The organism is Sphaerisporangium melleum (genome assembly GCF_014646695.1).
In the GTDB taxonomy this organism is placed as follows: Bacteria; Actinomycetota; Actinomycetes; order Streptosporangiales; family Streptosporangiaceae; genus Sphaerisporangium; species Sphaerisporangium melleum.
Genome location: NZ_BMNT01000015.1, coordinates 68,831 through 86,977 on the forward strand (window position 1 = coordinate 68,831; position 18,147 = coordinate 86,977).

Genomic DNA, 18,147 nt, shown 5'->3' on the forward strand with positions numbered 1-18,147 from the left:
GACGCTCATGGGCAAGCTGGAAGGAATGGACCCGAAGCTGGTCCGTGAGTTGCTGGCCGAAGTGGGTCGCGCCGGCAAGCAGATGCGCGGCGCCGAGGCACGCGTCGCCCAGTTGACCGGCGCCGCCGGGCTGTCGGTCCCCGTGACCTACCGGCCCGCGCAGGTCGCGGACGCCGCCGAGACCCTGGTCCGGGACGTCGGCACCCGGCTCGCACTGCTGGAGAAGAAGGAGAAGCAGAAGGAGCCGGCGACCGGTCCCAAGAGCATGGACAAGACCGCGCCCGACAAGCAGGACTCCACGCCCCAGCACGACAAGTCCGACAAGGACGGCACCGCCAAGGGCGACAAGAACGACAAGGGTGACTCGCCGAAGGGGAACGCCGACAAGGACGAGTCCCCCAAGAACGACAAGAGCGACACTCCAAAGGGCGACAAGAACGACAAGGGCGAGAAGCATGACGCCCCCAAGGCCGACAAGGACGACTCGCCCAAGAACGACAAGGATCACAAGAACGACGCCTCGCAGGGCGACAAGGGCGAGAAGGACCACGCGTCGAAGGACAAGGGCGGCAAGGACGACGCGCCGAAGGGCGACAAGGGCGACAAGACGCACAAGGTCGAGTCCCATCTCGACAAGTGGGAGTCCCAGGACCACCCGCCCCCCAAGACGGACAAGCCTGACGGGCACGAGGCTCCGCGAGCCGAGCGGCCGGACGGCCACGAGGCGCCGAAGGCCGAGAAGCCCGACAAGCCGGACGCTCCGCATGGCGACAAGCCGGACGCTCCGCAGGGGGATAAGCCGGATAAGCCCGATAAGCCCGACAGGCATCCGGCGCCCAAGCATGATGCCCCCGATCCCGCTCCCAAGGCGGAGAAGCCCGACGCGGCACCCCGAGGGGAGCCTGGGCCCCAGAGCGGCGAGCCGCAGTACGTTTCTCCGCTCGGGGAGGACCCACAGTCGGCCCCGCACGGCCGGCTGGACATGCCGGATCAGCAGCCGGACGTGCAACCCCAGGATCAGCGGCCGGACACGCAGGACCCGCCGTCGCAGGGTCCGGATCAGCAAGTTCCTGATCAGCCGTCCGATCCCCAGGGGCAGCAGCCGCAGGGGCCCGACCAGCAGAGCGATCCGCGGGGTCCGGATCAGCAGCAGGTTCCTGAGCAGCGGTCCGATCCGCAGGGGCAGCAGCCGCAGGCACCTGATCAGCAGGCCGATCCGCAGGGGCAGGACCAGTGGCGGTCGCCTGATCAGGAGCGTACGGACGTGCAGGAGGGGCGGCCGCAGGCGCCCGACCAGCAGGTCGACCAGCAGGGTCAGGATCAGCGGCCTGATGGGCAGGATCCGCGGTCGCAGGGTCCGGATCAGCAGCAGGTTCCTGAGCAGCGGTCCGACCCGCAGGGGCAGCAGCCGCAGGCGTCCGATCAGCAGGCCGATCCGCAGGGACAGGGGCCCGAGCAGCGGTCTGATTCGCAGGGGCAGCAGGCGCCTGATCAGCGGCTCGACACTCCCAAGGCGGACAACTCACACGACATCGACACCTCGCAGGAGCGCACGCGGGTGATCGATGTCGACGGGGTCCGGGTGGTCGAGGTGACCATGAAGCCACCGAGCACCCAGCACCTGCAGTGGCTGATGCAGCACATGGACAAGATCCAGCCCATGGAGCAGCCGGTGGTGGTGCCGCACGGTGCCGAGGGGGGGCACCCCAAGCCGGACGGCCCGGTCGGCTACATCCAGCCGGGCGACCCGTCCGGATCGGCACACCCGTCGGCTCCGCAGGCCCCTGATTCGCCCGGCGCGGCAGCCGATCCCGGCGCCGCCGCCTCCACCGGGGCCGGCACCTCCTCGTCCTCCGGCTCCGGCGCAGGGCCCAACGGCGCCGCCGGGCCCACCGGCGCCGTTGGGCCCACCGGGGGCGACGCGTCTGGAGATCCTGGCGGGTCGTCCGCAGGTGGCTCCCCCCCATCCGGCGGGCCGGATTCCGGATGGCCGCGCGACCCCGCCGCCGATCCCCGTGGTTGGCCCGGTGAGCAGGCGCTGCAGGCCCCCCAGGGCGACGTACAGGAGGTCGGGCCGGTCCACACGGGTCTGTACTCCCACGGGGGCGGTGACGCCGGGCACGACCGTTTCAGCGGCGATGGCGGGCACCTGATGTCCGGAGCGGAGCCCCGCATCTTCGACGCGCACCACGGCCCCGGCGGTGGCGCGCACTCCGACCCCGCCGGTGGGCGAGATTCGTCCGCCGATGGCGTGCCGGACCGCACGTCCGGCCCGTCACCCCAGGCCGGTTCCGCCTCGCCGTCCGGTTCGTGAAGGAGCCTTCCGAGATGTACGCCGACCCCCCGGCTCCGAAGCCGCTCCAGCCCGGCGAGACGCCGCCGGCGTCATCGGCCGACCCGTTCAGCCCGGACGGTCAGGCCACGAGCTGGCGGTTCAACCCCGAGTACCAGAAGCTGGTCGACCTGTGGCAGCAGGTGCTACCGCTGCTCGAATCGCTCACCACGTCCGTGGACAAGCCGCTGCAGATGGCGCGGAGCCGGGACGTCTGGGACGCGCCGGTGGCGGAGCGCTACGTGCAGGACATGGGCGAGTGGCGCAACCGGCTCGGGATGTACCGGCAGGCCGTGCTGACGGCCATCAGCGACCAGGCCGCCGACACTCCCCGGTGGATCCCGGTGGCCGCCGGCGCCCCGCACGCCTACAGCTGACCGCTGCCGGCCGCTTCCGAACCTTCAGAGGGCACCACCGCGGGCCGCTCGTCACCTCACGGCGGTCCCGGCTCCGTCGGTCGCGCGTGGCCTGATGATCTTCGCGGCGCCGCCGGGCGGTCAGTCGTGTGCGGGGTGGGCGTTCTGGCCGGTCAGGCCGGGGGCGTCCTGCTGGGCGAAGGTGATCACGATGTCCCTGCCGTTGGCGTAACTGACCACGGGCCGCTGGAGCAGGTCGCCCACCCTGCGGGCGACCGCCTGGAACAGGTCCACCATCTCGGGAGTCTCGGCGGTCACCCGGAACCGCCCCTTCTCCAGGAGCATCTGTGCGACGAGCGGAGTGAAGTTCGCCTCGCCGCGCGTCCGCTCCTCCGCTGTGAGAGGGGTACGCCGCAGAGCGGGCTGCGTGCCGAGAGGGTGGGCCATCGCTGATCTCCTTGTGGTCGCCGTCCGCCCAGCATGCCACGCGCGCCGCACTGCGGAAGCGAGCCCTGTCGCATGTCGGGAAATCGCCATGACGACGTGAGCGCACCGGCTCTCCGCGGGATGGGACCAGCGGGCAGGTAGGGCGGGCGGGGCCGGGCTTAGAGTGAGGAGATCGGTGTACCTGCCACATGCCGTCCGTTCCGCGGAAGGAAAGGTGGTGAGCCGGCCATGCGGGGATCCCGGCGCGACCACGAACAGCCGGAGCGGCCGCGCGGCTTCGATCGGCGAGCGGTCACCGGGGAGCCCGGTTCCGCCGGTGACCCTCCGGGCGACCCGCGTGCCCCGAGGCCCTGCGATGACTTCTACGGGCCCGACTTCGGGATGTTGCGGCGGGAGGATCCCGAGGTCGCGCAGGTGCTGCTCGACGAGGTGGAACGCCTGCGCGGCGGCCTGCAGCTCGTCGCGAGCGAGAACCTCGCCTCGCCCGCGGTGATCGCGGCGCTCGGTTCCACGCTCACCAACAAGTACGCCGAGGGCTACCCCGGCAGGCGGTACTACGGCGGCTGCGAGGTCGTGGACCGCGCCGAGCGGCTGGCGATCGACCGGGCCGAAGCGCTGTTCGGCGCCGATCACGTCAACGTGCAGCCGCATTCGGGCGCCTCGGCCAACCTCGCCGCGTACGCGGCGCTGCTGCGGCCGGGGGACACGGTGCTGGCGATGGCGCTGGCGCACGGGGGTCACCTGACGCACGGCTCCCCGGTCAACTTCTCCGGGCGCTGGTTCGATGTCGTGGCGTACGGGGTGCGGCGGGACACCGAGACCATCGACTACGACGAGGTGCGCGACCTGGCCCTGCGGCACCGGCCCAAGATGATCATCTGCGGGGCGGCGGCGTACCCGCGGCTGATCGACCACGCCGTGTTCCGCTGCGTCGCCGACGAGGTGGGCGCGTGGCTGCTGGTGGACGCCGCGCACACGATCGGGCTGGTCGCCGGGGGTGCGGTCCCCTCACCGGTGCCGTACGCCGACGTGGTCACCTTCACCACCCACAAGACGCTGCGCGGCCCGCGCGGTGGAGGCATCTTGTGCACCGGCGAGCTGGCGGCGCGCATCGACCGGGCCGTTTTCCCGTTCACGCAGTCCGGCCCGCTGATGCACGCGGTCGCGGCGAAGGCCGTCGCGTTCGGCGAGGCGTCACGGCCGGAGTTCCGTGCGTACGCCGAGCAGGTGGTGGTGAACTCCCGGGCGCTGACCGGCGCGCTGGCCGCCCAGGGCATGCGCCCGGTGTCCGGCGGGACCGACACCCACCTGGCGCTCATCGATCTGCGCGGGCTCGGGGTGACGGGCGCGCAGGCCGAGCGGCGCTGCGCGGAGGCCGGCATCATCCTCAACCGCAACGCCATTCCCTACGATCCGGAGCCGCCGACGACGACCTCGGGCATCCGGGTCGGCACCCCGTGCGTGACCACCCAGGGCATGGGTGTGGACGAGATGGAGGAGATCGCGTCGCTGGTGGCGCGGGCCGTGTGCCGTACTGGTGCGATAACGTCGGTGGCCGAGCGGGTGACTCGCCTCACACGCGGTCATCCGGCGTATCCACGTGGTTAATGTGCAGTACTGTGCAATTTTTCGGTCACATTTGACCGAACAATCCGGGAAACTGGGGTCGTGCGCGAATACCTCCTCATGGCGTCGGTGGCGGCGGTGGTCACCTATCTCCTGGTCCCCCTGGTCAGGGTCTTCGCCCTCCGCATCGGGGCCGCGCCGGAGATCCGCGAGAGAGACGTGCACACCGTGCGCACCCCGCGGCTCGGTGGGCTGGCGATGTACGCCGGCATGCTCGCGGGGCTCTTCGTGGCCAGCAGGCTGGACCACATCGGGCCCAAGCTCGCCGACCCCCGCATGGGCGACGGCCACACGGTGATCGCCCTGGCCCTGGCGGGCGGCATCATCGTGCTCGTCGGCTTCCTGGACGACTGGTGGGGGATGGACGCCTTCGTCAAGCTGGGCGGCCAGATCGCGGCGGCCGGGCTGCTGGTGGTGTTCAAGCTGACCCTGCTGTGGATCCCGCTGCCCAACGGCGGGACGGTCAGCCTGGACAACACGCTGACCACGATCATCACCATTCTCGTCGTCGTCGTGGCGATCAACGCCGTGAACTTCGTGGACGGCCTGGACGGCCTGGCGGCGGGCATCGTCTGCATCGCCGCCATGGCGACCTTCGCCTGGACGGTCGCGCTGACCGACAGCCTCGACCAGGGCCGGCTGAGCGTCACGGCCGCGATCACCGCGATCCTGATCGGGATGTGCCTGGGCTTCCTGCCGCACAACTTCCATCCCGCGAAGATCTTCATGGGCGACACCGGCGCCATGCTGATCGGCCTGGTGCTGGCGACCTCGGTGGTCACGGTGACCGGCACCGTGGACTACAACGGGGCGGCCGGCGACATCAACCGCTTCCCGGTCGTCCTGCCCATCCTGCTCCCGCTGGCGGTGATGGTGCTCCCGCTGGCGGACCTGATCATGGCGGTCGTGCGGCGCACCTCCTACGGCAAGTCGCCGTTCGCGCCCGACCGCGGCCACCTGCACCACCGGCTGCTGCAGATCGGCCACTCGCATCGCCGCACCGTCCTGATCATGTACGCGTGGACGTTCCTGTTCGCCGCGACCGTGGTCGGCCTGTCGGTCGGCGGCGTGCCGCTGATCGTCTTCCCGGTGGTCGTGCTGCTGGCCCTCGCGGTGCTGGTCATGATGAGCCTGCCGATGTGGCGCTCGGGCCGCGGGACACGCGGCTCCGGCGGTGCGGGCGGCCACGCCGTCCCCCGGGGGCCCGTGGGCGGCGGCGGTACGGGTGCTGCGGCGGCCACGCCGGCGACCGCCGAGGCCGCGGGGGAGCAGGGCGTCGCCGGTTCGGCCCCGGCCTCGCGCGCCGCCGCCGGCACGGGCGGCTGACCCGCGGGGCGCCGACCAGGCGTGGCCGCACCGGCTCGCCGCCGGTCGTTCATCCGCACGAAATAGCAGGTAAAGGCAGCACTCCCGGAGCTTGTGATATCTTTCACTAGCAGTGGCCCCGGCAAGGGCCGGGCAACGTTCGCCTTGTAAGGTAGCAATCGCTCGCTTGACAACTGATGCTCTGGAGCAGCCGATGCAGGACAACGATCTCCGAATACTGAGAGCGGCCGCGATCCCGACCGCCCTGCTCGGCCTGATCGCTGTCGTCGCCGCCGCGCTCATCGCCGGCTCCAAGGGAGCGCTCGGCGCCGGCATCGGCGCCCTGGTCGTCGGCGTCTTCTTCACCATCGGCATGGTCGCCGTGGCCTACGCGGCGCGCATCTCGCCGACGATCATGATGGCCGCCGCCATGGGCACCTACCTCGTCAAGATCCTCCTGCTCGCGGTGCTGCTCGAACGCTTCTCGGACGCCACCGTCTGGGACTCCCAGTCGTTCAGCCTGACCGTCATCGCCTGCACGATCTGCTGGACGATCGGCGAAGCGCGCGGTTTCCTGCGCCTTCGCATGCTCTACGTCGATCCCGAGGTCAAAGTTCCCGGCCACGTCGAGGAGAAGAGGTGAGCCGTCATGCTCCGCCCGGCCGCTTCCCTTACACTCTCATCGGCAGACGAGGTGCGACCGGTCGCCGTCCGGCTCGGGGGACGAAGATCTCCGAAGGCTGGCACGATATGACTAGTCACAGCCGCGCCTGCTATTGTCGCGTGCGCGGTAAACAAGGTTGGGGAACTTCTGTCGGAGCCATCGAGCCCTGGCCTCCTCGCCCTCTTTCGACTTCTCATCCGGCCCGCCCGTCCGTGGCGAGGCCATTGGATGGCCACTTGACCGATCAACACGACGAAGGGAACGACGAGTGAGCGCCACGCTGACGCCTCTCGCCTCCGATGAGTTCCAGGCTCCGGGGCTCGGCATTTTCGACTGGCCGCCGCTCGTCCAGGGGCAGGAGTGGTTCAACAAGCCCGCTCTGCTCGCTCTGGTCGGCACGCTACTGGTCATGGTCCTCGTCTACGCCGCCTTCTCCCGGCCCAAGCTCGTGCCGCGCGGCTTCCAGAACGTCGGCGAGCTCGCCTACCAGTTCGTCCGTGAGCAGATCGCCCGGCCGAACCTCGGCAAGGACAGCGACCGCTGGATGCCGCTGCTGTTCAGCATGTTCCTGTTCGTGCTGGTCATGAACCTCTTCGGGTCGATCATCTTCATCCAGTTCCCGGTGATGTCGCACATCGGTTACCCGGCGATCCTGGCGATCTTCGTGTGGCTGCTGGTGATGTACCTGGGCATCAAGCACCAGGGCCCCATCGGCTTCTTCAAGAACGTGATGTTCCCTCCGGGCCTGCCGGGCTGGATCTATGTGCTGATGGCCCCGATCGAGTTCATCTCGACCTTCTTCCTGCGCCACATCACCCACGCGGTCCGGCTCTTCGCCACCATGATGGCCGGCCACCTGATCATCGCGCTGTTCTCCGAGGTCGGCTGGCACTTCCTGTTCGTGACGCTGACCCCGCTCGGTGCGCCGCTCGGCGTCCTCGGCGTCGCGATGACCATCGTGCTGACCGCCTTCGAGCTGTTCATCCAGGCGCTGCAGGCCTACGTCTTCGCGCTGCTGGCCGCGATGTACATCAACGACGCGATGCACCCCGCGCACTGAGCCCCAGCCGGCGGCGCCCCGCAGGTTTTCGCCCCGCCCGACAACTCCAGTGGTCCGAGTCCACTGGCCCGATAGAAAAGGAAACCTAAGCATGTCTGGTGTTCTCGCCGAAGTGACCGGCAACCTCGGTTCCATCGGTTACGGCCTCGCCGCGATCGGCCCCGGCATCGGCATCGGCATCATCTTCGGCCAGGGCGTGCAGGCCATCGCCCGTCAGCCGGAGGCCTACGGCCTGATCCGGCAGAACATGCTCCTTGGCTTCGTTTTCGCCGAGGCGCTCGCGCTGATCGGTATCGCGCTCGCGTTCGCCTTCCAGGCGTGACGTTCGACCGGCTCTGAAGGAGGGCGGCAATCATGTACGCACTAGCGGCAGAGGAAGCGGCGAACCCGCTCCTTCCCCACCCGGCCGAGCTGGTCATCGGTGGCCTGTCGTTCCTGGTCGTTCTGTTCTTCGTCGGCCGCCTCCTTGTGCCCCGCATCCAGAAGACCCTGGAGATGCGGACCGAGGCCATCGAGGGCGGTCTCAAGAAGGCGGAGGAGGCCCAGGCAGAAGCCCAGCGCACGCTGGAGGACTACCGGGCCAAGCTCGCCGAGGCCCGGCACGAGGCCGCCCGCATGCGCGAGGAGGCCCGCGAGCAGGCCGCGCAGATCAAGGCCGAGCTGCGCGAGGAGGCCCAGGCCGAGGCCCGGCGCCTCATCGAGGCGGCGCACGCCCAGATCGAGGCCGACCGCCAGCAGGCGTTCACGCAGCTGCGCGCCGAGCTCGGCCGGCTGTCCATCGAGCTGGCGAGCCGCATCGTCGGCGAGTCGCTCGAGGACCAGGCCCGGCAGACCGGCGTCGTCGACCGCTTCCTCGACGAGCTGGAGTCCGCCGGCGAGGCGGCGGTGCGCTGATGAGGGGCCTGAGCCGCAGCTCGTTCGCCGAGGTGGAGGAGCGCTTCAACGCGGCGGCCGGCGCGGCCGACCTCGGCCGGCTGGCCGACGACCTGGACGCCGTCGCCGTCCTGCTCGACAACGAGCACGGGCTGCGCCGCAACCTCGCCGACCCGGCCCGCCCGGCCGAGCAGAAGGCGGACGTCGTGCGCATCCTGCTGACCGGCAAGGTCGGCGAAGCCGCTCTGGAGACGGTCGTCGCGGCCGTCTCCGTCAAGTGGTCGAGGCCGGCCGACCTGGCCGACGCGCTGGAAAGGCTCAGCGTCGTCGCCTCGGCGGCCGAGGCCGAGTCGGCCGGCAGGCTCGACGACGTGGAGGACGAGCTCTTCCGCTTCGGCCGCATCGTCGAGGCCAACCCCTCGCTGCGCATGGCGGTCGTCGACCCCGCCGTCCCCGCGGACGCCAAGCGGGGGCTGCTCGACGACCTGCTGCGCGACAGGGTGGCGGCCACGTCGCTGCGCCTGATCACGCAGCTCGCGCTGTACCCGCGAGGGCGTAGTTTGGAACGTGGGCTGGAGGAGTACGGCCGGCTCGTGGCGGAGCAGCGGCAGCAGCTCGTCGCCGTGGTGCGCAGCGCGGTTCCGCTGAGCGAGGAGCAGAGACAGCGCCTCGCCGCCTGGTTGCGCGCCACCTACGGGCGCGATGTCCACCTCAACACCGAGGTGGACCCGCGAGTGCTCGGTGGGTTCTCGGTCCGGCTCGGCGACGAGCTGATCGACACCACCATCGCAGGACGTATTGAAGAAGTCCGCCGCCGGTTGGCCGGCTAGGAGTGTCAGGGCGGCCGATGATTAGGGAGACTGAAGAGAGATGGCGGAGCTGACGATCCGGCCGGACGAGATCCGGGACGCGCTTGAGCGCTTCGTCCAGGCGTACGAGCCGGAAGGCGCGGCGCGCGAGGAGATCGGGACCGTTGTCGACGCCGGCGACGGAATCGCCCACATCTCCGGCCTTCCCTCGGCGATGGCGAACGAACTGCTTGAGTTCGAGGACGGTACGCGCGGCCTGGCACTGAACCTGGACGTCCGGGAGATCGGTGCGGTCGTCCTGGGCGAGTTCAGCGGCATCGAGGAGGGCCAGTCGGTCCGGCGCACGGGCGAGGTCCTGTCGGTGCCGGTCGGCGACGGGTTCCTCGGCCGCGTGGTGGACCCGCTGGGCAACCCGCTCGACGGCAAGGGCGCGATCGAGGCCGAGGGGCGTCGTGCCCTCGAGCTGCAGGCGCCGTCCGTCGTCCAGCGGCAGCCGGTGAAGGAGCCGCTGCAGACCGGCCTCAAGGCGATCGACGCCATGACGCCGATCGGCCGCGGCCAGCGCCAGCTGATCATCGGCGACCGCGGCACCGGCAAGACCGCGATCGCCGTGGACACGATCCTCAACCAGCGCGAGAACTGGGCCACCGGCGACCCGACCAAGCAGGTCCGCTGCGTCTACGTCGCCGTCGGCCAGAAGGGCTCGACGATCGCGCAGGTGCGGGCCCGCCTGGAGGAGGCGGGCGCGATGGAGTACACCACCATCGTCGCCGCCCCGGCCTCCGACCCGGCCGGTTACAAGTACCTCTCCCCGTACACCGGTTCCGCCATCGGGCAGCACTGGATGTACCAGGGCAAGCACGTGCTCATCGTGTTCGACGACCTGACCAAGCAGGCCGACGCCTACCGCGCCGTCTCCCTGCTGCTGCGCCGTCCGCCGGGCCGCGAGGCGTTCCCCGGCGACGTCTTCTACTTGCACTCCCGGCTGCTCGAGCGCTGCGCCAAGCTCTCGGACGACCTGGGCGCGGGCTCGATGACCGGCCTGCCGATCATCGAGACCAAGGGCAACGACGTCTCGGCCTTCATCCCGACCAACGTGATCTCCATCACCGACGGTCAGTGCTTCCTGGAGACCGACCTGTTCAACGCCGGCGTCCGCCCGGCGATCAACGTCGGTGTCTCGGTGTCCCGAGTCGGTGGCTCCGCGCAGATCAAGGCGATGCGCAAGGTCGCCGGCACGCTGCGTCTGTCGCTGTCGCAGTACCGCGACCTGGAGGCCTTCGCGGCCTTCGCCTCCGACCTCGACGCGGCCTCCCGCGCCCAGCTCGAGCGCGGCGCCCGCCTGGTCGAGCTGCTCAAGCAGCCGCAGTACACCCCCTTCGCGGTCGAGAGGGAGGTCGTCTCGGTCTGGGCCGGCACCAGCGGCGAGCTGGACGACGTCCCGCTCGAGGACATCCGCCGCTTCGAGTCGGAGTTCCTGGAGACCCTCGCCACCTCCTACAAGGGCGTCCTCGACGCCATCCGGGAGACCAAGGAGCTCGGCGACGACACGGTCACGACCCTGAAGGACGCGATCACCGAGTTCAAGAAGGGCTTCCAGACCTCCTCGGGCGAGCTGCTCGTCAAGGACGAGCCGGTCGAGGCCCTGGGCGCCGACGAGGTCGGCCAGGAGAAGATCGTGAAGCACGTCCGTCCGGTTGAGAAGAAGTAGTCCATGGGTGCCCAGCTAAGACTGCTGCGGCGGCGGATCAGGTCGGTCAAGTCCACCGCCAAGATCACCCGTGCCCAGGAGCTCATCGCCTCCTCGCGCATCATCAAGGCGCAGCAGCGCATGGAGGCGGCGGTGCCCTACGAGCGCGAGATCACTCGCGCCGTGTCGGCCGTCCTGAGCAACAGCGCGGACATCGACCACCCGCTGACCGTCGCCAAGGAGCAGCCGGCCAGCGCCGGTGTGCTGATCGTGACCAGTGACCGCGGCTTCGCCGGAGGCTTCAACGCCAACGTCCTGCGCGAGGCCGAGGCGCTGGCCGGGCACCTGCGCGCCCGCAACGTACAGATCAAGCCGTACGTCGTCGGGCGCAAGGGCATCACCTGGCACCGCTTCCGCAGCCGGCCGATGAGCGGCGAGTGGGCGGGGTTCTCCGACAGCCCCTCCTACGCGCACGCCAAGGAGATCGCCGAAGCGCTGGTCGCGGCCTTCGAGGACGACAACGGGATCGACGAGATCCACATCGTCTACACCGGGTTCGTTTCGATGCTGACCCAGGATGTGCGGGTCACCCGCGTCCTGCCGCTCGAGGTCGAGGAGACCACCGAGCAGCCGGCGGAGGGCCCGCTGCCGTACTACGAGTTCGAGCCGACCGCGGGCGAGGTGCTCAACCAGCTCCTGCCCCGCTACATCGAGTCGCGCATCTTCAACGCGCTGCTCCAGTCGGCCGCCTCGGAGCACGCCTCGCGCCGCCGGGCGATGAAGTCGGCGACCGACAACGCCAACGAGCTCATCCGCGTGTTCACCCAGCAGATGAACCAGGCTCGCCAGGCCGAGATCACCCAGGAAATCAGCGAGATCGTCGGCGGAGCGAACGCGCTCGCCGACGCCTCTGCGGGGAAAGAGTGAGAAACCACAATGACTGTTGAGACCGTCGCGACCGCCGTAGGTCGTGTGGCCCGCGTCACGGGTCCCGTCGTCGACGTGGAGTTCCCCGTCGAGGCCATGCCGGACATCTACAACGCGCTGACCGTCGAGGTGAACCTCGGTGACCAGAGCAGGACGCTGACCATGGAGGTCGCCCAGCACCTGGGCGACAACCTGGTCCGCGCCATCTCCATGCAGCCCACCGACGGCCTGGTGCGCGGCGCCGCCGTCACCGACACCGGTGACCCGATCACCGTGCCGGTCGGCGACGTCGTCAAGGGCCACGTGTGGAACGCCCTCGGCGAGCCGCTCGACACCGACAAGGCGTCGCTGCAGGTGTCCGAGCGCTGGGGCATCCACCGCCCGTCCCCGGCCTTCGACCAGCTCGAGTCGCGCACCGAGATGCTGCCCACCGGCATCAAGGTCATCGACCTGCTCACCCCGTACGTCAAGGGTGGCAAGATCGGCCTGTTCGGCGGCGCCGGCGTCGGCAAGACCGTCCTCATCCAGGAGATGATCCGCCGCGTCGCGCTGAAGTTCTCCGGCACCTCGGTGTTCGCCGGTGTCGGCGAGCGCACCCGTGAGGGCAACGACCTGTGGCTGGAGATGGACGAGGCGGACGTCCTCAAGGACACCGCCCTGGTGTTCGGCCAGATGGACGAGCCGCCGGGCACCCGCCTGCGCGTCGCCCTGTCCGCGCTGACCATGGCGGAGTACTTCCGCGACGTGCAGAAGCAGGACGTTCTGCTGTTCATCGACAACATCTTCCGGTTCACCCAGGCCGGTTCCGAGGTGTCGACCCTGCTCGGCCGCATGCCCTCCGCCGTGGGTTACCAGCCGACGCTGGCCGACGAGATGGGCGTGCTGCAGGAGCGCATCACCTCCACGCGTGGTCACTCGATCACCTCCATGCAGGCGATCTACGTCCCCGCGGACGACATCACCGACCCGGCCCCGCACAACGCGTTCGCCCACCTGGACGCGCAGACCGTTCTCTCCCGGCCGATCTCGGAGAAGGGCATCTACCCCGCGGTGGACCCGCTCGACTCCACCTCCCGCATCCTCGACCCGCAGGTCGTCGGCGAGGAGCACTACCGGGTCGCCCAGGAGACCAAGCGGATCCTGCAGAAGTACAAGGAACTGCAGGACATCATCGCGATCCTCGGTATCGACGAGCTCTCCGAAGAGGACAAGGTCACCGTCCAGCGGGCCCGTCGCATCGAGCGCTTCCTGTCCCACCCGATGTACGCCGCCGAGGCGTTCACCGGGCAGCCGGGAGAGTTCGTGCCGGTGGACGAGACCATCCACTCCTTCAAGGGTCTGTGCGAGGGCGAGTACGACCACCTGCCCGAGCAGGCGTTCTTCATGGTCGGCGGCATCGACCAGGCCATCGCCAAGGCCAAGGAACTGGCCCGCTGACGACTGGATGCCGGCACGGCGGCGCCGTGCCGGCATTCGAGGAAGGTGTGTGATGGCAAAGCTCCGCATCGGAGTGGTATCGCCGGAACGTGAGATCTGGGCCGGCGAGGCCGACATGGTGATTGCCAAGACCGTGGACGGCGAGATCGGTATCATGCCGAATCATGCGCCCGTGCTCGGCGTCCTCGTCGAGGGCGGCGTTCTGCGCATCCGGCGCGGCGACGGTGACGACATCGTGGCCGCGGTGCACGGCGGGTTCATCTCGGTGGCCAACAACGACGTGTCGGTGCTCGCCGAGACGGCCGAGCTCGGCTCCGAGGTGGACGTGGCGGCGGCACGCGACGCGCTCCAGCGCGCGCTCGCCTCCGTCGAGGCCGACAACGAGAACGCCGAGGCTCAGATCGAGGCGAAGCGAGCTCGGGCCCGGCTGCGTGCGGCCGGCGAAGAGGTCTGATAGATACACCGACATGAACGTGGGGGCGGCTATGGCGGCGCTTGACATCGTGGTGAGCGTCGTGGTGGTCGCCGCCCTGCTCGTACTCCGCGGGATCCTGCTCGCACGATCCCGGGGCAATGTCGTATGCAGCCTGAGGACGGGCGACCGTGCCTGGCGCAGCGGGGTGGCCCGCTACGCCGGCGGGGAGCTCCACTGGATCCCCTTCCTGGGTCTGCGACTGAGGCCGCGCCACGCTATCGCGAGGCGCGGCCTCACTGTTTCCACCCGCCGCCCGCTCGCCGGTGGCGAGGGCCCCGCGGGTTACTGGACGGTCGACTGCGCCGGCGTCTCCCTGGCCATGAGCGAGGACGCCCTCACCGGCTTCCTCGCCTGGGTGGAGTCCGCCCCGCCCAGCGCCCACCTCGACGCCGCGTAATACTGTGCTTCCTTGCCTCGCTTCGCTCGGCGGCTCGTGTCGCCCTTGAGGCGGTTACGGCTAGCGGGTGGCGCCGGGTTTCCAGAGGAGTTCGCCGCCGGTGGCGGTGATGCGGCACAGGATGAACATCAGGTCGCTGAGGCGGTTGAGGTAGGTCGCGGTCAGCGGGTTCACGTCGTCGTGGGCCTCCAGGGCCGACCATGCCGTGCGCTCGGCTCGCCGCACCACGGTGCGGGCGACGTGCATCAGCGCCGTGCCGGGGGAGCCGCCGGGCAGGATGAAACTGCGCAGAGGCTTGAGCTCGGCGTTGAAGCGGTCGCACTGCTCCTCCAGCCATGCGATGTACGACGGCTCGACGCGCAGCGGGGGGAACTCCGGGTCCGGGGTGACCGGCGTGCACAGGTCGGCGCCCACGTCGAACAGCTCGTTCTGCACCCGGGCCAGCACCTCGGCGACCTCGCCGGGCAGGTCGCCCATGGCCATCGCGACACCGATGGCCGCGTTGGCCTCCTCCACGTCGGCGTAGGCGGCGAGCCGGGGGTCGGTCTTGCTGGTGCGGCTCATGTCGCCGAGGCTCGTGGTGCCGTCGTCCCCGGTGCGGGTGTAGATCTTCGAGAGGACGACCGGCTTGTCATTGTCAGCTCGCGTCATGCCGCCAGCGTAACGACCCCTGCCACGCCGAAGGCGAGGTGGCGGCGGCGTCCGTGTGCCTCGTCCGGCCCAGGGGTGCGGCCTGACCCTCCGGTACCTCTTTCATGGGCTGTGCGGCCTTCTCAGCGGCTTCTGGAGGGGCTGCTGGGGCTGAGGGGGCTCTGGACACCGCCGGCTGGGAGGCATGGGCCGCGCGGAAGCGGGCAGGGAGACGATGCGGCCTCAAGGCGGGTCGCCGGACATGAGGAGGCGGCATGCGAGGCCGGATGGGTCCGGGATGCCAGGAGGTCCGCGTCGGGTCCCGGCTCGACGTGGGCACCGTCGCGACGCTGCGGCCGTGCCTGCACGAGGCGGTCGAGAGCGGCGAGGGTGACGTGATCGTCGATCTCTCCGATCTGGAGATGATCGACTCCGCCGGTCTGGGAGTCCTCGTCGGCACGCATCGCCGCGCGCTACGCGCGGGACGCCGCCTCGTGCTACGGGGGGTGCCACCGCGGGTCATGCGGTTGCTCGCCATCACCCGGTTGCACCGGGTGCTCCGGGTCGAGCAGCCTGTGGCCGCCGTGGCCTGATCGCGTCGCCGGCGCGCCGGGGGAGCGCCGCAGGTGGCGTGGGATATGAGGGAGGCGCTCGCCGCCGACCTCCGTGTCATCGAGGGCGGGCGCCCGCGGGCCGCCCGCCCTCCGGCCGGACGCGGCGGCGCTCAGGCGCCGAAGCAGCGGCGGAGGATGTGCAGAGCCGTCTCGATGAGGTGGTCCAGGGGCGGCCGGTCGTCGGCCAGCACCCACTCGATCAGCAGCTCCTGCAGCGCCCCGACCACCGCGAGCGCGAGCAGGTGCGTCCGGCCCGGCAGCCCGTTGGGCAGTTCGCCCATGGTCTGTTCGATGATCTCGGTGAAGCTGTTGACGGCGCGCTGCCGCTCCATCGTGAGGATGTCGCCCGCCCGCCGCACTTCCAGGTGCAGGATGCGGGCACGCCGGATGTCCCGGGTGACGAAGGTGATGTAGGCGGTGATGCCCGCGCAGAGCCGGCTGTCGGGATCGGGGCCGGCCTCGCCGATCGCCTTGCTGACCGTGATGACCGTCTCCTCGACGCAGCGCTCGTAGACCGCCCGCATGAGCTCTTCGCGTCCGGTGAAACATTCATAGAACGCGCGGTTGGAGATGCGCGCCGAGGCGCACAGCCGCTCGATCGTGGTCGCGCCGAATCCCACGCCGGAGAACAGCGTGTACGCGGCGGTCACCAGCCGTTCCCTGCGATCGGCTAATCGCTGCTCCGCCGTCATTCCGCGGTAGTCGCGTCCGCTGGCCACTGCTCACCTCGCGTCCTGCTGGCCCCGTAGGAACCCATCATTATGGACGCAAGATCGTTTTTCGGGAAGTATAGGACAGCTACCTTCTGCGTCGGCCGTGCACGAAAGTGATCAGTTTCACAAGGCGTGCCATCTCGGCGGGAGTCCTCCGGAAGGTGGTGATGTGCATGCCGGGCAGCGGGAAACGCTGGCGGCTGACGGCCTTCGGACGGGCGAACTCGCGCAGCCCGTCCGCGCCGTGGATCCGCCCGAATCCCGAGTCGCCGATCCCGCCGAACGGCAACGCCGGCACGCCCGCGAACGAGATGATCGAGTTGATCGCCGTCATGCCGCTGAGCATGGCCCGGGCGAGCTCCATGGCGCGCCGGGGATTCCCGGAGAAGATCGTGCCGCCCAGGCCGTAGGACACCGCGTTGGCCCGCTCCAGCGCCTCCTCCGCGTCGGCCACCTTGCGTACGGTGAGGGTCGGCCCGAAGGTCTCCTCCCGCACCGCGCTGGAGTCCTCCGGCACGTCGGTGAGCACCACCGGGTCCACGTACGGCGGCCGGACGGCGTCCGCGCCGCCCACCACGGCCCGGCCGCCCTTGGCGAGGGCGTCGTCCAGGTGCCGGCGGATCACCTCCGTCTGGGCGGGCATGGTGATCGGCCCGTAGTCCTCGCCGCTGCGCACCGCCGCGGCCCGCTCGGTGAGCTCACGCATGAACGCGTCGTAGACGGGCTCCACGACGTACACCCGCTCGACGCCGACGCAGGTCTGCCCGGCGTTGGACATGGCCCCCCACAACGCGGCGTCCGCGGCGGCGGCGACGTCGGCATCGGCGTCCACGATGAGCGCGTCCTTGCCGCCGCACTCGGCGACCAGCGGTGTGAGGTTGGCCGCGCACGCCGCCATGACCCGCTTGGCGGTGGCCGTCGAACCGGTGAACGCGATCTTGCCGACGCCCGGGTCGGCCGCCAGCGCGGCGCCGGTCTCGCCGAGACCGGTGACCACCTGGAAGACCTCCCGCTCCGGGACGCTCTCCCGGAACAGCTCGGCCAGCAGCACGCCGACGCCCGGGGTGAGCTCGCTCGGCTTGAACACCACGGCGTTGCCCGCGGCGAGCGCGTAGGAGATGGACCCCATCGGGGTGAACACCGGGTAGTTCCACGGCCCGATCACTCCGACGACGCCCAGCGGGAGGTACTCCAGCGTGGCGGCGAGGTTGGCGCCGAGCAGCCCGGGGGAGACGCGGCGGGGGCCGAGCACCTTGCGGGCGTGGCGCGCCGCCCAGTCGAGGTGGGTGATGGTGAGCACGGTCTCCAGGGTGGCGTCGCCGATCGGCTTGCCGGTCTCCTCGCGCACCAGGCCGGCGATGCGGGGGAGCTCCCGGACCAGGACGGCCTTGTAGTCCAGCAGCCGCCGCCTGCGCCCTTCGAAGCCGAGGCCGGCCCACCAGCGCGCCGCCTCGCCCGCCCGTTCGACGGTGCGGTGGACGGCCGCCGCGTCGTGGCGGGGGTGGGTGCCCACGACCGCCCCGGTGGCGGGATTGAGGGAGTCGAAGGTCCGCTGCTCGGTCGCCTCGGTCGCCGTCGTCATCCGCGTCTCCTCCTCGCGGCCGCAGCCGCCGTACTCGCGCCTGGACCGTCCCCGTCCGGCCCGGGCCGGACGGCCGGGCGGAGCGGCGGTGCGGTGCTTCGCCGGTCTCGGGACACAAGGCGCGCCCCGCCCCTCCCCGGGGTCCGCACGCCGTGACCGCGAGCCTGGAGTCACCTTAGCCCTGAGGTCACGGCCGAAACCATCGACGCG

At 70.3% G+C, this 18,147-nt stretch carries 19 protein-coding genes; 15 read left to right on the forward strand and 4 right to left on the reverse strand.

What is annotated here, in order from left to right; all coding sequences use genetic code 11:
• Nucleotides 1-7: 7 nt before the first annotated feature.
• Together IEY93_RS14950 and IEY93_RS14955 are read left to right on the forward strand one after the other, a co-directional pair.
• Nucleotides 8-2,314 (forward strand): hypothetical protein, encoded by a 2,307-nt coding sequence (locus IEY93_RS14950; RefSeq protein WP_189163659.1) that lies wholly within the window; start codon nt 8-10, stop codon nt 2,312-2,314.
• Between the two features lie 14 nt (nt 2,315-2,328).
• Nucleotides 2,329-2,709, forward strand: coding sequence for a hypothetical protein (locus tag IEY93_RS14955; protein ID WP_189163660.1), 381 nt, complete (start codon nt 2,329-2,331; stop codon nt 2,707-2,709).
• Between the two features lie 120 nt (nt 2,710-2,829).
• Here IEY93_RS14955 and IEY93_RS14960 read toward each other — a convergent pair whose 3' ends face one another.
• Entirely contained in the window at nt 2,830-3,135 is a 306-nt protein-coding gene (locus tag IEY93_RS14960; RefSeq protein ID WP_189163661.1) for a hypothetical protein, read from the reverse strand.
• Between the two features lie 381 nt (nt 3,136-3,516).
• Between IEY93_RS14960 and glyA the strand changes: the two genes are divergently transcribed.
• The 12 genes from glyA to IEY93_RS15020 all read left to right on the forward strand — a co-directional run bounded on the left by glyA (nt 3,517) and on the right by IEY93_RS15020 (nt 14,398).
• Nucleotides 3,517-4,743 carry a serine hydroxymethyltransferase gene (gene glyA / locus IEY93_RS14965; protein ID WP_189163758.1) on the forward strand — a complete coding sequence of 409 codons (1,227 nt, stop codon included), beginning with the start codon at nt 3,517-3,519 and terminating at the stop codon, nt 4,741-4,743.
• A 60-nt stretch (nt 4,744-4,803) separates the two neighbouring features.
• Nucleotides 4,804-6,087, forward strand: a complete 1,284-nt coding sequence (locus tag IEY93_RS14970; protein WP_189163662.1) for a glycosyltransferase family 4 protein — start codon at nt 4,804-4,806, stop codon at nt 6,085-6,087.
• A gap of 166 nt (nt 6,088-6,253) precedes the next feature.
• A complete protein-coding gene (locus IEY93_RS14975) occupies nt 6,254-6,709 on the forward strand; it encodes a Cg1360 family ATP-synthase-associated protein (protein WP_229691143.1) in 456 nt (151 codons plus the stop codon).
• 289 nt (nt 6,710-6,998) lie between these two features.
• Nucleotides 6,999-7,790: a F0F1 ATP synthase subunit A gene (gene atpB, locus IEY93_RS14980; RefSeq protein ID WP_189163663.1), complete on the forward strand. Its 792-nt coding sequence runs from the start codon at nt 6,999-7,001 to the stop codon at nt 7,788-7,790.
• Nucleotides 7,791-7,881: 91 nt separating this feature from the next.
• Complete coding sequence (atpE, locus tag IEY93_RS14985; RefSeq protein ID WP_189163664.1) at nt 7,882-8,112, forward strand: ATP synthase F0 subunit C; 231 nt, start codon at nt 7,882-7,884, stop codon at nt 8,110-8,112.
• A gap of 32 nt (nt 8,113-8,144) precedes the next feature.
• Complete coding sequence (locus tag IEY93_RS14990; RefSeq protein ID WP_189163665.1) at nt 8,145-8,684, forward strand: F0F1 ATP synthase subunit B; 540 nt, start codon at nt 8,145-8,147, stop codon at nt 8,682-8,684.
• Nucleotides 8,684-9,493, forward strand: coding sequence for a F0F1 ATP synthase subunit delta (locus IEY93_RS14995; protein WP_189163666.1), 810 nt, complete (start codon nt 8,684-8,686; stop codon nt 9,491-9,493). The genes IEY93_RS14990 and IEY93_RS14995 overlap by 1 nt, the downstream gene beginning before the upstream one ends.
• A 40-nt stretch (nt 9,494-9,533) precedes the next feature.
• Entirely contained in the window at nt 9,534-11,183 is a 1,650-nt protein-coding gene (atpA, locus tag IEY93_RS15000; protein WP_189163667.1) for a F0F1 ATP synthase subunit alpha, read from the forward strand.
• A gap of 3 nt (nt 11,184-11,186) precedes the next feature.
• The gene (locus IEY93_RS15005; RefSeq protein WP_189163668.1) at nt 11,187-12,089 is read left to right on the forward strand and encodes a F0F1 ATP synthase subunit gamma; all 903 of its coding nucleotides are present in this window, start codon (nt 11,187-11,189) and stop codon (nt 12,087-12,089) included.
• A 9-nt stretch (nt 12,090-12,098) separates the two neighbouring features.
• Nucleotides 12,099-13,526 (forward strand): F0F1 ATP synthase subunit beta, encoded by a 1,428-nt coding sequence (gene atpD, locus IEY93_RS15010; RefSeq protein WP_189163669.1) that lies wholly within the window; start codon nt 12,099-12,101, stop codon nt 13,524-13,526.
• A 52-nt stretch (nt 13,527-13,578) separates the two neighbouring features.
• On the forward strand, nt 13,579-13,980 hold the full coding sequence (locus IEY93_RS15015; RefSeq protein WP_189163670.1) for a F0F1 ATP synthase subunit epsilon: 402 nt from the start codon (nt 13,579-13,581) through the stop codon (nt 13,978-13,980).
• Between the two features lie 31 nt (nt 13,981-14,011).
• Nucleotides 14,012-14,398, forward strand: coding sequence for a DUF2550 domain-containing protein (locus IEY93_RS15020; protein WP_189163671.1), 387 nt, complete (start codon nt 14,012-14,014; stop codon nt 14,396-14,398).
• Between the two features lie 60 nt (nt 14,399-14,458).
• On the opposite strand, the gene IEY93_RS15025 is transcribed toward IEY93_RS15020, so the two are convergent.
• Complete coding sequence (locus tag IEY93_RS15025; RefSeq protein ID WP_189163672.1) at nt 14,459-15,049, reverse strand: cob(I)yrinic acid a,c-diamide adenosyltransferase; 591 nt, start codon at nt 15,047-15,049, stop codon at nt 14,459-14,461.
• Nucleotides 15,050-15,303: 254 nt separating this feature from the next.
• Between IEY93_RS15025 and IEY93_RS15030 the strand changes: the two genes are divergently transcribed.
• On the forward strand, nt 15,304-15,621 hold the full coding sequence (locus IEY93_RS15030) for an STAS domain-containing protein (protein ID WP_229691144.1): 318 nt from the start codon (nt 15,304-15,306) through the stop codon (nt 15,619-15,621).
• Nucleotides 15,622-15,752: 131 nt separating this feature from the next.
• Here the strand turns inward: IEY93_RS15030 and IEY93_RS15035 are convergent, their stop codons facing one another.
• The gene (locus IEY93_RS15035; protein ID WP_229691145.1) at nt 15,753-16,361 is read right to left on the reverse strand and encodes a TetR/AcrR family transcriptional regulator; all 609 of its coding nucleotides are present in this window, start codon (nt 16,359-16,361) and stop codon (nt 15,753-15,755) included.
• A 79-nt stretch (nt 16,362-16,440) separates the two neighbouring features.
• Nucleotides 16,441-17,937 (reverse strand): aldehyde dehydrogenase family protein, encoded by a 1,497-nt coding sequence (locus tag IEY93_RS15040; protein ID WP_189163673.1) that lies wholly within the window; start codon nt 17,935-17,937, stop codon nt 16,441-16,443.
• Nucleotides 17,938-18,147: the final 210 nt, after the last annotated feature.